This window comes from Streptomyces sp. PsTaAH-124 (assembly GCF_000373685.1).
Lineage (GTDB): Bacteria > Actinomycetota > Actinomycetes > Streptomycetales > Streptomycetaceae > Streptomyces > Streptomyces andamanensis.
Genome location: NZ_KB892178.1, coordinates 46,075 through 60,524 on the forward strand (window position 1 = coordinate 46,075; position 14,450 = coordinate 60,524).

Below are 14,450 nucleotides of genomic sequence, written 5' to 3' on the forward strand. Positions count from 1 at the left end.
GAGCGGCCTCCCGCGGCCCGGCACCGGCCGGGAAAGCGCTCTCACCACGGGCGGACCAGCGGGCTATCCTGATCCGCAGCCGCCTGTGAGGAGTCCCGAAGTGAGCGAGACCGCGCCGCGTCCCACACTGGAGGCGGTGGCCGCGCGGGCGGGGGTGTCACGGGCCACCGTGTCCCGGGTGGTCAACGGCGGGGACGGCGTGCGCGAACCGCTCGCCGCACGGGTGCGCCGGGCCGTGGACGAACTCGGCTACGTGCCCAACCAGGCGGCCCGCAGCCTGGTGACCAAGCGGCACGACGCCGTCGCCGTCGTCATCGCCGAACCGGAGACCCGGGTCTTCGCCGACCCCTTCTTCGCCCGCCAACTGCGCGGCATCAGCAAGGAACTGACGGCCCATGACACCCAGCTCGTGCTGCTGCTCACCGAGGGCCGCGAGGACCACGCCCGGGTCGGGCGCTATCTGGCGGGCGGCCATGTCGACGGCGCGCTGGTCTTCTCCCTCCACCTCGACGACCCGCTGCCCGCGCTGATCCAGCGCGCAGGGGTGCCGACCGTGTTCGGCGGACGGCCCGGCTGGAGCGACGGCATGCGCGAGGCGGCCTACGTCGACAGCGACAACCGGGGCGGCGCCCGGACGGCCGTACGGCACCTGGCCGGGCTCGGCCGGCGGCGGATCGCCCACATCTGCGGGCCGCTGGACCAGACCTCGGCGGCGGACCGGCTCGAAGGCTACCGGGACGTCACGGACGGCGGCGATCCCCGGCTGATCGCGGAGAGCGACTTCACGCCCGCCGGGGGCGAGCGCGCCCTCGGTGAACTCCTGGACCGGGTGCCCGATCTCGACGCGGTCTTCGCCGCGAACGACCTCACCGCCTCCGGCGCGCTGCGCGTGCTGCGTGCCCGCGGACTGCGGGTGCCCGAGGACGTCGCCGTCGTCGGCTTCGACGACATGCTTCCGCTGGCCGAACAGACCGACCCGCCCCTGACGACGGTCCGCCAGGACATCGAGGGGATGGGCCGCCTGATGGCCCGCCTGCTGCTGCGCGGCCCCGACACCGCCCCGCCCGGCCCCACCGGCCCCAACGGGCTCGCCGGGGGCACCGGACGCAGTCTCGTTCTGCCGACGGAGCTGATCCGCCGGGCGTCCGCGTAGCGCACCCCGGCCGTACCCGCACCGTTTCCCGGCCGCACCGGTGCCGTCCCGGCCGGCCACCGCCATCGGGCTCGATGTCAGTGGCTCCGCATACGGTTCACCCATGAGCGGCATGCCGGAGCACGACGCGGGAGACGTACGACAGGCGTGGGGCCGGGTGACCGGATGGCTGGAGCAGCACGCTCCGGCTGTCTTCGCCGCCCTCGGCGGCCCGGGAAGCGCGACGGCCGTCAGGGCCACCGAGACGCGCATGGGCTTGGTGTTCCCCACGGAGATGCGGCAGTGGCTGCTGGCGAACGACATCGATGCCGGTAGGCGGCCTGATTCCGGATCGCCTCTGGTGGCGCTGGGATGCGGAGGAGTCCTCCCCGGCGGCGGACTGCTCCTCGGCCTCACGGACATCGAGCGTGTCCACCTCCACAGAACGGCCGTGGCGGAGAGGGAGCCGTCCGCGGACCCCGACCACCCGTCATGGCGCCGGGAGTGGGTGCCGGTCGCCGCGGAGAGCGACGGCTTCTACGGGAGATTCCTGGACACGCGCACGGGGACGGTCGGTTCCTGGACCGAAGGTGCCTTCCCCCGCGACGCCGAACACGCCTCGTTGACCGCCTTCTTCCAGGCCGTGGCCGACGATCTGGAAGGGCGCGACGCAGAAGGGACGGCAGGGCGCCGTCTGCCCGATGGCGGTGCGCAGGCCGACGCGATACGCCTTTGGGCCCGCGCGAACGGCTACCTCGTCAACGATCGCGGGCGCATTCCCGCAACCGTCCGCGAAGCGTACGAGGCACACGAGGCATCGCGGTGAGCGGCCCCCTTCCCTTCGGCACCCCGGCTCCGAAGCCGCCCGTCGCGCGTCCGGACCGCCTGGCTACCCCGGTTGCCCCGGTTGCCGTCGCGGTGCCGGTTCGAGGATCGCGAAGCGGGCGCCGGACGGGTCGGTGAGCCGGGCGACGCGGCCGACGTCCGCGACCTCGGTGACCAACAGGTGGATCCCGCCGCCCAGCTCCACGGCGCGGGCCTCGGCGGCGTCGGCGTCCGCGACGGCGAAGTACGGCAGCCAGTACGGCCCGGTCCGGGCCGCCACCGGATCGTCGCCGAGCGGGACGACACCGCCGAACATGGCGTCCTGGCCGCCACCGGCGGGGTTGAGGCAGGTGTAGGTGCCCTCGGGGAGGGGGGCCGCCGAGGTCTCCAGGCCGAGCACCCGGTGGTAGAAGGCGGCGGCCGCCGCCAGGTCGGGCGTGTACAGCTCCACCCAGCACAGCGTGCCGGGCTCCCCGGCCGCGTCGAGCCCCTGGCGCCGCTCCGGCTGCCAGAGGCCGAACGGCGCCCCGGCGCGGTCGGCGAGAAGGGCCGTGTGCCCCTGGCCCAGTACGTCCACCGGGGCGGCCAGCACCCTGCCGTGCGCCTGCTCGGCGGCCCGTGCGGTCGCCGCCGCGTCGGCACAGCGGAAGTACACGGTCCAGGCGGACGGCCCCCCGGCCGCCGGGGCGGGCATCGCACCGGCCGTGATCCGTCCGTCGAGCAGGAAGAAGCCGTAGCCGCCGGCGTCGGGTCCGGCCGACCGGAACTCCCAGCCGAAGAGCCCGCCGTAGAAGGAACGGGCGGCGCCGGGATCGGGCACGGTGACGTCGGTCCAGTTCGGAGCGCCGTCGGCGAAACGGGTGGTGAGCATCGTCGCCCTCCTTCGAAGGGACGCGTGGTCCGCTCCACCGAGTCTCGCACCGCCCCCGGACGACCGCCGCCGAAGCGCCGCCGCTCCATGCGCCGCCGCTCCGCGCGCCGCCGTGCGCGGCGGCTGTCCGGAAGGCCATCATCGGAAGGTGCCGGAAGGCACCGGAAGGCGTCAGAAGGCACCGGGGGGCGACGGAAGCCGTCTGCCATCGGCGTTGACCGCGCGTTGATCGAACGTTTTTCGCCGTCCGGCACGATCTCGCCCATGCACATCGAAACGATCACACCGGCCGACCCCGCCTGGCAGGCCCAGGCCCTGTGCGCGCAGACCGGGGCGGAGTTCTTCTTCCCGGAACCGGGCAGCTCCGTGCGCGAGGCCAAGCGCATCTGCGCGCTGTGCGAGATGCGCCCGGCCTGCCTGGAGTACGCGCTGGCCAACGACGAGCGCTTCGGCGTCTGGGGCGGCCTGTCCGAGAAGGAACGGCAGAACCTGCGCCGCAGGGCGCAGTAGGGTCAGCCGCCGGCCCGCGCCGCCAGCCGCGCCTTGCGCGCCGCCAGCTTCTCGTCGAACTTGGCGGCCTCCGTGTTCAGGCCGCCCATGAACAGGCCCAGCTCCTCCTGCGCGCGCAGCCCCTCGGGGCCGAGACCGCCGATCTCCATGATCTTCAGAAAGCGCAGCACGGGCTGGAGCACGTCGTCGTGGTGGATGCGCAGGTTGTAGACCTCGCCGATGGCCATCTGGGCCGCCGCCCGCTCGAAGCCCGGGATGCCGTGGCCCGGCATGCGGAAGTCGACCACGACGTCCCGCACCGCCCGCATCGTGAGGTCGGGGGCGATCTCGAAGGCCGCCTTGAGCAGATTGCGGTAGAAGATCATGTGCAGGTTCTCGTCGGTCGCGATGCGCGCGAGCATGCGGTCGCAGACCGGGTCGCCCGACTGGTGGCCGGTGTTGCGGTGCGAGATCCGGGTGGCCAGCTCCTGGAAGGCGACATAGGCCACCGAGTGCAGCATCGAGTGGCTGTTGTCGGACTCGAAGCCCTCGCTCATGTGCGACATCCGGAACCGCTCCAGCTGGTCCGGGTCGACCGCGCGCGAGGCCAGCAGGTAGTCGCGCATCACGATGCCGTGCCTGCCCTCCTCCGCGGTCCAGCGGTGCACCCAGGTCCCCCAGGCGCCGTCACGGCCGAAGAGCGTGGCGATCTCGTGGTGGTAGCTGGGCAGATTGTCCTCGGTCAGCAGATTGACGACGAGGGCGATCCGGCCGATCTCCGTGACCTTCGACTGCTCCTTCTCCCACGCCTCGCCGTCCTCGAAGAGCCCGGGGAAGTTCCGGCCGTCGCTCCAGGGGACGTACTCGTGCGGCATCCAGTCCTTGGCGACCCGCAGATGCCGGTCGAGTTCCTTCTCGACCACCTCTTCCAGCGCGAAGAGCAGCCGCGCGTCGGTCCAGGCGGACGAACTGCCGAGATGCGAGGAAGTGATCGTCAAGGGAACTCCAAGGGGACGCGCGCGCGGGCGAGGCCGGCGGGTGCATGCGGGAACAGAGCGCACGGCGACGTGCGGGGGGACAGCTCGATGTACGCGGGAACCGGCGAGCGGTGCCGGATCCGTGAACCTACGGGATCGTAGGCTACGAGACCGTAGGTTACGAAGCCGTAGGTTAAGGGCGTCGTAAAGATCACTGATCAGGCCGCACGCCCGAGGGAAGCGGCGGGTGCGGGACGGCTCCGGGACCCGCAGGTCCCGGAGCCGGACGGGCGACCCGTTCACCCGGACGAGGGTGCCGTGCGCCGCGCCGTACGAGAGGCATGTCACACCGTCGGGGCCCGGTCGCTACGCGGGGCCCCCGACCGCCTCCCGGGTGGTCTCCGTCAGTCTCCCCTCCTCCAGGAGCAGCCACCGGGTGATGCCGATCGACTCCAGGAACGGCAGATCGTGGCTCGCCACCAACAGGGCGCCCTCGTAGGACTCCAGAGCGGTGGTCAGCCGGCGCACGCTCGCCAGGTCCAGATTGTTCGTCGGCTCGTCCAGCAGCAGGAGCTGCGGCGCGGGCTCGGCCAGCATCAGCGCGGCCAGCGCCGCCCGGAAGCGCTCGCCGCCGGACAGCGTCGCCGTCCGCTGGTCGGCGCGGGCGCCCTGGAACAGGAAGTGGGCGAGCCGGGCCCGGACCCGGTTGTCCGTGGCGTCCGGCGCGAACCGGGCCACGTTCCCGGCGACGCTCAGCTCGTCGTCCAGGATGTCGAGGCGCTGCGGCAGGAACCGCAGCGGCACATGCGCCGCCGCCTCGCCCGCCACCGGCGCCAGCTCCCCGGCGACCGTGCGCAGCAGCGTCGTCTTGCCCGCGCCGTTGCGCCCGACCAGCGCGATCCGTTCCGGTCCGTACAGGTCCAGGCCGCCGCCCACACAGCCGCCGTGGGCCGTCTCCAGGTCCCGCAGGGTGAGGACGGCGCGGCCCGGCGGCACGGCCGTGTACGGCAGCTCGATCCGGATCTCGTCGTCGTCGCGCACCGCCTCCACCGCCTCGTCGAGCCGCTCCCTGGCCTCGGCCAGCTTCTCCTCGTGCATCAGGCGGTGCTTGCCCGCCGACTCCTGCGCGGAGCGCTTGCGCTGGTTCATCACCGCCCTGGGCTCGCGTCTGGTGTCGTACATCTTCTGGCCGTAGCGCTTGCGGCGGGCCAGTTTCACGTGCGCGTCGGCCAGTTCGCGGCGCTGGCGGCGCAGATCGGTCCCGGCGACCCGGACCATCCGCTCGGCGGCCTCCTGCTCGGCGGCGAGCGCCCGCTCGTACGCCGAGAAGCTGCCGCCGTACCAGGTGATCTCCCCGGAGCGCAGATCGGCGATCCGGTCGGCCAGCTCCAGCAGACCGCGGTCGTGGCTGACCACGACCAGCACGCCCGGCCAGGCGGAGACGGCCGCGTACAGGCGGCGCCGCGCGTACAGGTCGAGGTTGTTGGTCGGCTCGTCCAGGAGCAGCACCTCGGGCCGGCGCAGCAGCAGCGCGGCCAGCCGCAGCAGGACCGACTCGCCGCCGGACACCTCCCCGACCGTGCGGTCGAGCCCGAGGTGGCCGAGCCCGAGTTCGCCGAGGGCGGCCAGCGCGCGTTCCTCCACGTCCCAGTCGTCGCCGACGGTCTCGAAGTGCTCCTGGGACGCGTCGCCCGCCTCGATGGCGTGCAGCGCGGCCCGCCGTGCGGCGATGCCGAGCGCCTCGTCGACGCGGAGCGCGGTGTCGAGCGTGACGTTCTGCGGGAGGTGTCCGACCTCGCCGACCGCGCGGACCGTGCCGCCGGACGGGGTCAGTTCACCGGCGAGCAGTCTCAACAGGGTGGACTTGCCCGAGCCGTTGACGCCGACGAGCCCGGTGCGGCCGGAGCCGAAGGCGGCGTCGAGGCCGGAGAGGACGGAGGTCCCGTCCGGCCAGGCGAAGGACAGGGACGAACAGGTGAGGGATGCTGACATGGGCGCCTCGCGGGTGCTGGATGCGGTGGGTACGGGAAGCGGACATGCACCTGGACACCGCGGGACCACGGACACCGTGTGGGAGGGACGCCACGGGGCAGAAGAAAAGCCCTGGGCCGGACTCCGTCAGGACGGCTCGACGCCGAGGTCGCACGCGACGCACACACCTGTGCGGTGTGACGCGGTGTCTCAGGACCTCAGACGGACAACGTCCTTCTCCGATCGACGGCAACAGAATCGCTGTACACCGTAGGAGCGGCCCCCAGGGCTGTCAACGCGATTACGGGCGGCCCCCCCCCGCCCCGGGAAGAAGGAGGCCGGCCATGACCGACGGCGCGCACCCCGCCGCACCCCGGCGGCCCCCGCTCTCCCTGCCCGCCCGGCTGTCCCTGCTGGCCTGGGACACCGCCCGGCCGCCGCACGGCGGCGTCCTGCCCCGCCTGGTGCGGGCCGGTGCCCTGGCCGAACTGGCCCAGCGCGGACTGCTCGTCGACGACCACGGCATCGCCACCCCCGCCGACCTCGACTCCTCGACCGGCGACCCGGTCCTGGACGGCCTGCTCGAACTCGTCCGCGAGTCCGGGCCGCGTCCCTGGCGGGCCTGGGTGGGCGCGTGGGCCGGGTACACCTTCACGGCCGTACGGGACCAGTTGACCGCCGGGGGATGGCTGCGCGCCGGGCCGCGGCGCGCGCTCGGCTTCCTGCCGCCCGCGCGGTACACCCCGGCGCGCGCCGGGGTACCGGCCGCTCTGCGCGAACGGGCGCGACGCCTGCTGGACGGCACCCGGCCCGCCGCTACGGCCGACGCGCGCGACGCGCTCGTCGTGGTCCTCGCGGTGGCGGTGGGGCTGCTCCCCGCCCCGCCCGGCGCCGACCGGGCGGCCCGGGAGCGGCGCGCCGACGAACTGGCCGGGCGCGCCGCGGCGGCGGACCCCGCCCTCGGCCGGGTCCTCGACGAGCTGCGCGCCGCGCTGTCCGCGACGGTCCCGGCGGCGGCGCCCGCACGCGGCTGAAGCGCGTCGGGCCGTCCCGGATCCGTCCGCCTGGTCCGGGCCGGAACATACTGGTCCGCGTGGTCTGACCACCCCGCCCCGGGCGTCGCGTACACGGCGGATTCCTGCCAGCCGTGCCCCGCTTCCGCCTGGTTGAGTTCCGGGCATGACGAACTCGAACGCCGATACGAACGCCCTGTGCGAGCGTGCCCTCGCCTTCCGCGCCCTGCATGTGCCCGGCCGCCCGCTGGTGCTGGCCAACGCCTGGGACGCGATGAGCGCGCGGCTCGCCGAGGAGGCGGGCGCGGCGGCCGTGGCGACCACCAGTGCGGGGCTCGCCTGGGCGCTGGGCGAGGCGGACGGCGACCGGCTGGATGGGGACCGGGCGCTGGCCGCCCTCGCCCGCGTCACCGCCGTCACCGGCCTGCCGGTCAGCGCGGACATCGAGAGCGGCTACGCCGAGGACGCCGCCGCAGTGGCCGCCACCGTCCGGGCGGTGCTCGCCGCCGGGGCGGTGGGCGTCAACATCGAGGACGCCGCGCACACGGCGGGCGGGGGCGCGCTGCGGCCGGTGGCCGAGCAGGCGGAGCGGCTGGCGGCGGCGCGCGAGGCCGCGGACGCGGCAGGGGTGCCGCTGTTCGTCAACGCCCGCGTCGACACCTTCCTGCGCGGTGCCGGGGGAGTGGACGCCACCCTGGAGCGGGCGGCCGCCTACCGCGCGGCGGGCGCCGACGGCGTCTTCGTGCCCGGGGCCGTCGATCCGGGCGTGGTGAAGGCGCTCGCCGACGGCGTCGACGGACCGCTCAACGTGCTGGCCGTGCCCGGTGCCCCGCCGGTCACCGAGCTGGCCGCGCTCGGCGTCGCACGGGTGAGCGCCGGATCCGCCCTCGCCGAGACTGCCTACGCCGCCGCCCGCCGTGCCGTGCGGGAGCTGCTGGCGCAGGGCACCCTCGGCGCCCCGGCGGACGGCTTCGGCTACGCCGCCCTGAACGCGCTCGCGGCCCGCGCCGACCGGACCTGGGAGCAGGCCCTGGCAGCCGGTCCGGGGGTCGCTCCCGGCCCGGAGCGGGTCAGAGCACGTCCCGCATCAGCTCGGCGAGGTCGTGGTCGAGGTCGAGCTGCCGGTACTCCAGGCCCATGGGCACCAGCTCGCCCGTCGCCTGGAGGAAACGCCGTATCTCACCGCTGAGGACGTGCACCACGGCGGTGCCCTCCGGGGCGTGGAACTCCAGGACGGTGCGGTCGTAGCCGTAGGGGCGGACCCGGACGTCCCCGTGTCCCTCGGGCTCGCGCAGACCGGCCGCCAGCAGATCGCGGGCGAACGTCCAGCAGACCTCGACACCTTCGAGGGTGGCGGGCGCCGGGAAGGTCATGCGGACGGCGAACGGGTCGCTCCGGTCGTAGTGCAGTGTGGCGGGGATGCTGGGCATCCGCGGGGCTGCCGCGACCAGGCGTGCCTCGACGGTCTGCTCGATGACGGTGGACAACGCCTTGCTCCCTTGTGACGTCTGACGGCCGGGGGACACGTCCGGGTGGATGAAGCTCGGGCACTGGAAGAGACGACTGAATCAGCCGTTGAGTGCACACGGGGAGCGAGTGACCTCGGTCACCGCGTTCATGCATGCGAGTGACATGAGTCTCGGCCGGACCGGCCGTCCGGTGTTCCGCCGTGCGTGCGGCGGGAGTTGGCGGAGAAGTCTGGACGCCGTCCGGCCGGTGGGCTAGCTTCGCCCGCCATGAGGCGCTGGGGAACGATGCGACGGATGAGCCGCGAGAGCCGTACGAGCAGCACGAGCCGTACGAGCAGCATGAGCAGCACGAGCAGCACGAGCCGGGGGAGCGGACCGGCGGCCCGGACCGGGCGGACGGCGGCCGTGGCCCTGGGAGTGGCGGTGCTGGCCGTGTCGGCGGCCGTGCCCGCCCAGGCGGGCGGCGGGGACCGGGACGCGGCGGGGGCGCGGCGGCCGCACGCGCCGCACTGGCGGCTGACGGACGGCGGCGCCCCGGACGTCCGCTTCCGCGGGCTGTCCGCCGTCAGCCGCCGCACCGCCTGGGTGGCCGGCACCGGCGGCACCGTGCTGCGCACCACCGACGGCGGCGCCTCCTGGCGGAACGTCTCCCCGGCCGGCGGCGCGGACCTGGAGTTCCGTGACATCGAGGCGTTCGACGCGCGGCGGGCCGTGGCGCTGGCCATCGGCGAGGGCGCGGCGTCCCGGGTGTACCGCACCGAGGACGGCGGGGCGACCTGGACGGAGTCCTTCCGCAACACCGACACCGCCGCCTTCTACGACTGCCTCGCCTTCTTCGACGCCCGGCACGGCCTGGCGATGAGCGATCCGGTCGACGGCAGGTTCCGCATCCTGTCCACCGCCGACGGCGGCCGCTCCTGGAAGGTGCTGCCCGACCGGGGCATGCCGGCCGCCCAGCCCGGCGAGGCGGGGTTCGCCGCGAGCGGCCAGTGCCTGGTCGCCTCCGGGTCCCGGGACGTGTGGCTGGCCACCGGCGGCGGCGCACGCGCGCGCGTGCTGCACTCTTCTGACCGCGGGCTGACCTGGCGGGCCACCGATGTGCCGGTCCCGGCGGGCGACCCGGCCAGGGGCGTCTTCGCGCTGGCCGTCCGGGACCGCGCGCACGCGCTGGCGGTCGGCGGCGACTACCGCCCCGACCAGGCGTCCCCGCGCGCGTCCGCCACGACCTCCGACGGCGGCCGCACCTGGCGGCCGTCCGCCGTGCCGCCGCCGGCCTACCGCTCCGGCGCCGCCTGGCTCCCGTACACCCGGGCGTCCGCCCTCGCGGTCGGCCCCACCGGGACCGACCTCACCACCGACGGCGGCCGGAGCTGGCGCACGGTCGACACCGGTTCGTACGACACCGTCGACTGTGCCTGGGACGGCGGATGCTGGGCATCCGGGGAGAAGGGGCGGATCGCTCGACTGGCGGACTGAACATCGCCTGATGTGACGAATTGTTCCAGGATGCGGGTATCCGTTCCTTGACAGAGAGGAAGTGAACGGCATGCCACGCGGGTCCAGTCCCAAACGCGAGCGCCAGTACGAACACATCAAGGAGAGTGAGCTGGAGCAGGGCCGGAGCACCGGCCGGGCCGAGGAGATCGCCGCGCGCACGGTGAACAAGGAACGCGCCCGCTCGGGCGAGTCCAAGACCGCGAGCCGCGTCTCCACGCAGGACATGTCCTCCGGCCGGCGCGGCGGACAGCGCTCGGGCCACGGCTCCCAGGGCCCCACCTACGACCAGCTCTACGAAGAGGCCAAGCGGCGCAACATCCACGGCCGCTCGGACATGAACAAGCAGCAGCTCCAGCGGGCCCTGGGCAAGAACTGACCGGGCCCGCGCGGGACGGGCCCGCCACCGGCACGCACGGCCGGACCGCGGGCCCGTCCCGGAGCACCGGGAGCGGACGTCCCTCCCCGCCCCGCACGGCAAGGCCCCACCCCGCCGCCCCGGCCCGGCCGTGCCAGGCCGTAGGCTCGTCGCACCATGACGACGACCGCAGGCATTCCCGAGGGCTGGCCCACGACCGAGGAGCAGGCCCGCGCCCTCCAGGACGAGTTGCGTGCCCGCCTGGTGCTGGACGAGCCGGGACCGCCGCCGGGGACGGGGCATGTGACAGGGGTCGACGTCGCCTACGACGACGAGTCGGACGTCGTCGCCGCGGCGGCCGTCGTGCTGGACGCCGCCACGCTGCGGGTGGTCGCCGAGGCCACCGCCGTCGGCCGGATCTCCTTCCCGTACGTCCCCGGTCTGCTGGCCTTCCGGGAGATCCCCACGGTGCTCGCCGCCCTCGGCGCCCTGGACCGGGAGCCCGGCCTGGTCGTCTGCGACGGCTACGGCCTCGCCCATCCCCGCCGCTTCGGCCTCGCCTGCCACCTCGGTGTGCTCACCGGGCTGCCGACGATCGGCGTCGCCAAGAACCCGTTCACCTTCACCCACGACGACCCGGGCAGCGCGCGCGGCAGCGCGGCGCCGCTGCTGGCCGGTCCGGACGAGGTGGGCCGCGCCCTGCGCACCCGCGACGGCGTCAAACCCGTCTTCGTCTCTGTGGGCCACCGGGTGAGCCTGGACACCGCCTGCGCCCACACCCTCGCGCTCACCCCCTCCTACCGGCTGCCGGAGACCACCCGCCGGGCGGACGCCCTGTGCCGCAGGGCGCTCAAGGAGGCGACCGCGGACGCCCGCCCGGCCTGATCCGGACCGCCCGGCCGGCCTCGGGCCTGTCCGGTGGATCTTGTCGGCGAGCACGGGGCGGTGCCTTGAGCGCAGGGGTGCGTGGGCCCCGGCAAGGTCCGCTGGACGGGCCTTGGCGAAGTGGAGAAGTGGACAGGCCTCAGCGAAGGACCTGCTCGATGTGGTGGTCGAGGAGATGTTCGGCGGCTTCTGGGGTGCGGTAGCCGAGGGCGATGTCCACGCCGAGGCTGGTGGCGAGGGACCAGCAGATGTCGGCGTCGGTGCGTTCCTCGCGGCGTGGCTCACTGCCCCGCTCCTCCCGGGCTGCCGTGATGAGGCCGGCGGTGAAGGTGAGCAGCTCGTCGTCGCCCGGTGCCAGGACCTTGGCCATCGTCGGATCGGAGACCGCCCGGCCTGCGACCGCCAGCGCGAAGCGCATCAGCCGCGTTCCCTCCTGGGCCGGGCTGATCAGGGCGTACAGGCAGGCGCGGAGAACGGCCTCCGGACTGGTCGTGTCGGCTGCGGTGACCGCGTTCTCGATGGTGGCGTCGACGGCCCGTACGGCTCGGTCGAGGGCGTCGCGGATCAGGGCCTGCATCGAGGAGTAGTAGTGCTGGACCTGGCCCATCGAGACGCCCGCCTCCTCGGCCACCTTACGCAGCGACACCTGCTCGATGCCGCCACGCACGGTCAGTGACCAGACGGCCTCGACGAGGCGCACCCTGCGCGCCTCGTGATCCACGATCTTCGGCACGGCATCGCCGCCTTCCCTCGCATTTTTCACCATGCGATCGCATTGCAAAACCGGGCATCGCACGTTTACAGTGCAAGTGCATGGTAAACCGCAATCAGGCCGAGGAAGGCCCCATGAAATATGGCTTCTACCAGGCACTCGGTATGGCGCTGCTTGTCATCGGAGCCCAGGGTGCAATACGCCAGCTCGTCGACCACGACAACGCCGGCCTGTTGGGCTGGCTGCCGGGAGGCTTCGCGGTGAGCATCACCGTGTACGTACTGGCTGTCGTGATCGGCGCGGTCGTCGCAGGGAGGTCTCACCATGCCCGTAAGGCGACCGGCGACTGACGCGGTGCGAGTGGACGGAGTTCTCAAGCCGGTTGATGGTCCGATCGACCTCGTCACGGCGCCGGTAGTGGTCGCGGTCGAAGCCGGTGGGCCTGCCGCCTTCTCGGTCTCTGCGTCGGCGGTTGGCTCGCTGGTCCCTGGGTGCCGGGATCGTGTGCCGGATGCGGTGTCTTCGCAGGTAGTGGCGGTTGCGGCGGGAACGGTATGCCTTGTCGCCGCTGACCTGGTCGGGCCGGGTCAGGGGGCGTCAGCCCAGCGGGCGGCGGCCGCAGGCCGACGGGTTCGGCAGGGTGTCGGGTCGATGCCGATCACCTGCCGGTCGATCCGGCCTGCGAGGTCGGCGTCGGCCTGGACCGCGTGCAGGATCCGGCCCCAGGGTCCGTCCGCCGACCAGCGGCGGTGCCGTTCGTGGACCGTCTTCCACGAGCCGTAGCGATCCGGCAGGTCACGCGACGGAACGCCGGTACGGACCCGGAACAGAATTCCGTTGGGCACGGGGCGGACGGTGGTCGTTCCACTGTCCGCCCCGGCCACCCGGCACAGGCGGATGCGGCTCCAGCAGCGACCACTCGCGATGCGTGAGATCTCGCCGCCCCATGGCCGAACCAGCGAGCGGTTGGCCCGAAGGCCACATGCTCCGCCGGACAGAACCTAGCGGTCCGTCGTCGTGCGGAAGGCGATGCCCGCCGCGCGCAGCCGCTCGACCAGCGCGTCACCCATCGCGACGGCCGTCGTGACCTGGCCCGCCGTGTCGGGCAGGTCGTCCAGGGCGAGGCTGAGGGCCGACTCGGCGAACATCTTCGCCGTCTCGTCGTACCCGGGGTCGCCGCCCGCCACCTCGGTGCGCACCCGCCGTCCGCCGCCCTCGCCCACGAAGCGCACCGAGAACCAGCTCTTGGCCCGCCGCTCGGGGCTCGGCCCCTGCCCGGGGCTGATCCGGCCGGACAGCCAGCGCCGGGCCGGGGGGAGTTGGACGGCCGCCGTGAGCGTGGTGACGGCGGCCACCCCGCCGAGGGCGACGGGAAGGTGCCGTACGGCCGCGTAGTGGCGGTAGCGGAAGTCGGGGCCGTAGCGCTCCAGCGCCCGCGCGGAGCGCAGCACGATCTGCGGATCGAGGGTCGGCAGCGGCAGCGCCCAGGCGCCCACCTCCGGCGCGAAGCGCGGCGCGCACACCGGCGGCACCGAGACCCGGCGCCCCGGCAGCCGCGGCTCGTGCCGCGCGCGCTCCCGCGCCGCCGCGCGCATCCGCAGCGGCCGCGCGAACTGGTTGAGCGCGGAGGCCAGCGTCCCGCCCGAGAAGCCGGCGTGCGCCCGGACGAACCCGTCCACGGCCAGCGGCACGCCCTCGGGGAGCTGCCGCACGGTGACGTACACGCCCAGGTCGTGCGGCACCGAGTCGAACCCGCAGGCGTGCACCAGCCGCGCCCCGGTCTCCCGCGCGCGTGCGTCGTGCCGTACGTACATCAGATCGACGAACTCGGGCTCGCCCGTGAGGTCCAGATAGTCGGTGCCGCTGTCCGCGCAGGCGGCGACCAGTTCCTCGCCGTGGGCCACGTAGGGACCCACGGTGGTGGCCAGCACGCGGGTCCGCCGGGCCAGTTCCCGTACGGAGGCCGGGTCGGTGGCGTCCGCGCGCAGCACGGCGACGTCCGCGCCGCCGGGCAGTTCCTCGCGCAGCTCCTTCAGCCGCCGCTCATTGCGGCCCGCGACCGCCCACCGCAGCCCCTCGGGGGCGTGCTCGGCCAGATACCGCGCGGTGAGCGTCCCCACGAACCCGGTGGCTCCGAAGAGCACGATGTCGTACGGACGTTCCGCCTTGTTCATCCTGCTCATGACACCCCTCGCTCCGCCGGACGGCGTCCCCGCGCCGCTGCCGGTGGCCGAGGCTAGCGTGAGGGGGCCGG

14 protein-coding genes and 2 pseudogenes are annotated in these 14,450 nt (G+C 74.0%); 9 read left to right on the forward strand and 7 right to left on the reverse strand.

Features of this window, described 5'->3' with window-relative positions; all coding sequences use genetic code 11:
- Positions 1-100 precede the first annotated feature (100 nt).
- Complete coding sequence (locus tag B086_RS0122500) at positions 101-1,153, forward strand: LacI family DNA-binding transcriptional regulator (RefSeq protein WP_018568687.1); 1,053 nt, start codon at positions 101-103, stop codon at positions 1,151-1,153.
- Positions 1,154-1,265: 112 nt separating this feature from the next.
- A complete protein-coding gene (locus tag B086_RS45955; RefSeq protein ID WP_018568688.1) occupies positions 1,266-1,958 on the forward strand; it encodes an Lsr2 dimerization domain-containing protein in 693 nt (230 codons plus the stop codon).
- Between the two features lie 63 nt (positions 1,959-2,021).
- Here the strand turns inward: B086_RS45955 and B086_RS0122510 are convergent, their stop codons facing one another.
- The gene (locus B086_RS0122510) at positions 2,022-2,828 is read right to left on the reverse strand and encodes a VOC family protein (RefSeq protein WP_018568689.1); all 807 of its coding nucleotides are present in this window, start codon (positions 2,826-2,828) and stop codon (positions 2,022-2,024) included.
- Positions 2,829-3,092: 264 nt separating this feature from the next.
- Here B086_RS0122510 and B086_RS0122515 point away from each other — a divergent pair, with 264 nt between their 5' ends.
- Positions 3,093-3,338: a WhiB family transcriptional regulator gene (locus B086_RS0122515; protein ID WP_018568690.1), complete on the forward strand. Its 246-nt coding sequence runs from the start codon at positions 3,093-3,095 to the stop codon at positions 3,336-3,338.
- 2 nt (positions 3,339-3,340) lie between these two features.
- Here B086_RS0122515 and B086_RS0122520 read toward each other — a convergent pair whose 3' ends face one another.
- Together B086_RS0122520 and B086_RS0122525 are read right to left on the reverse strand one after the other, a co-directional pair.
- Complete coding sequence (locus tag B086_RS0122520; RefSeq protein ID WP_018568691.1) at positions 3,341-4,315, reverse strand: acyl-ACP desaturase; 975 nt, start codon at positions 4,313-4,315, stop codon at positions 3,341-3,343.
- A gap of 345 nt (positions 4,316-4,660) precedes the next feature.
- Complete coding sequence (locus B086_RS0122525) at positions 4,661-6,286, reverse strand: ATP-binding cassette domain-containing protein (RefSeq protein WP_018568692.1); 1,626 nt, start codon at positions 6,284-6,286, stop codon at positions 4,661-4,663.
- A 323-nt stretch (positions 6,287-6,609) separates the two neighbouring features.
- On the opposite strand from B086_RS0122525, the gene B086_RS0122530 reads away from it, so the two are divergent.
- Together B086_RS0122530 and B086_RS40540 are read left to right on the forward strand one after the other, a co-directional pair.
- Positions 6,610-7,299: a GOLPH3/VPS74 family protein gene (locus B086_RS0122530; protein ID WP_018568693.1), complete on the forward strand. Its 690-nt coding sequence runs from the start codon at positions 6,610-6,612 to the stop codon at positions 7,297-7,299.
- Positions 7,300-7,444: 145 nt separating this feature from the next.
- A pseudogene (locus tag B086_RS40540) lies at positions 7,445-8,284 on the forward strand (isocitrate lyase/PEP mutase family protein); the annotation flags it as partial.
- Positions 8,285-8,348: 64 nt separating this feature from the next.
- On the opposite strand, the gene B086_RS0122540 reads toward B086_RS40540, so the two are convergent.
- Positions 8,349-8,765, reverse strand: a complete 417-nt coding sequence (locus B086_RS0122540) for an SsgA family sporulation/cell division regulator (RefSeq protein ID WP_018568695.1) — start codon at positions 8,763-8,765, stop codon at positions 8,349-8,351.
- A gap of 276 nt (positions 8,766-9,041) precedes the next feature.
- Between B086_RS0122540 and B086_RS0122545 the strand changes: the two genes are divergently transcribed.
- The 3 genes from B086_RS0122545 to B086_RS0122555 all read left to right on the forward strand — a co-directional run bounded on the left by B086_RS0122545 (position 9,042) and on the right by B086_RS0122555 (position 11,484).
- A complete protein-coding gene (locus B086_RS0122545) occupies positions 9,042-10,223 on the forward strand; it encodes a WD40/YVTN/BNR-like repeat-containing protein (protein ID WP_086024251.1) in 1,182 nt (393 codons plus the stop codon).
- A 70-nt stretch (positions 10,224-10,293) separates the two neighbouring features.
- Entirely contained in the window at positions 10,294-10,620 is a 327-nt protein-coding gene (locus tag B086_RS0122550; RefSeq protein ID WP_018568697.1) for a hypothetical protein, read from the forward strand.
- 156 nt (positions 10,621-10,776) lie between these two features.
- Entirely contained in the window at positions 10,777-11,484 is a 708-nt protein-coding gene (locus tag B086_RS0122555; protein ID WP_018568698.1) for an endonuclease V, read from the forward strand.
- Positions 11,485-11,623: 139 nt separating this feature from the next.
- On the opposite strand, the gene B086_RS0122560 is transcribed toward B086_RS0122555, so the two are convergent.
- Complete coding sequence (locus B086_RS0122560; protein WP_018568699.1) at positions 11,624-12,217, reverse strand: TetR/AcrR family transcriptional regulator; 594 nt, start codon at positions 12,215-12,217, stop codon at positions 11,624-11,626.
- Positions 12,218-12,297: 80 nt separating this feature from the next.
- Here B086_RS0122560 and B086_RS0122565 point away from each other — a divergent pair, with 80 nt between their 5' ends.
- Positions 12,298-12,546, forward strand: coding sequence for a hypothetical protein (locus B086_RS0122565; protein ID WP_234020793.1), 249 nt, complete (start codon positions 12,298-12,300; stop codon positions 12,544-12,546).
- Here B086_RS0122565 and B086_RS43000 read toward each other — a convergent pair.
- A pseudogene (locus B086_RS43000) lies at positions 12,464-13,144 on the reverse strand (transposase). The gene B086_RS0122565 and the pseudogene B086_RS43000 sit on opposite strands and share 83 nt — an antisense overlap.
- Before the next feature lie 53 nt (positions 13,145-13,197).
- Positions 13,198-14,379, reverse strand: a complete 1,182-nt coding sequence (locus B086_RS0122575; RefSeq protein ID WP_026252669.1) for a saccharopine dehydrogenase family protein — start codon at positions 14,377-14,379, stop codon at positions 13,198-13,200.
- Between the last annotated feature and the right edge of the window lie 71 nt (positions 14,380-14,450).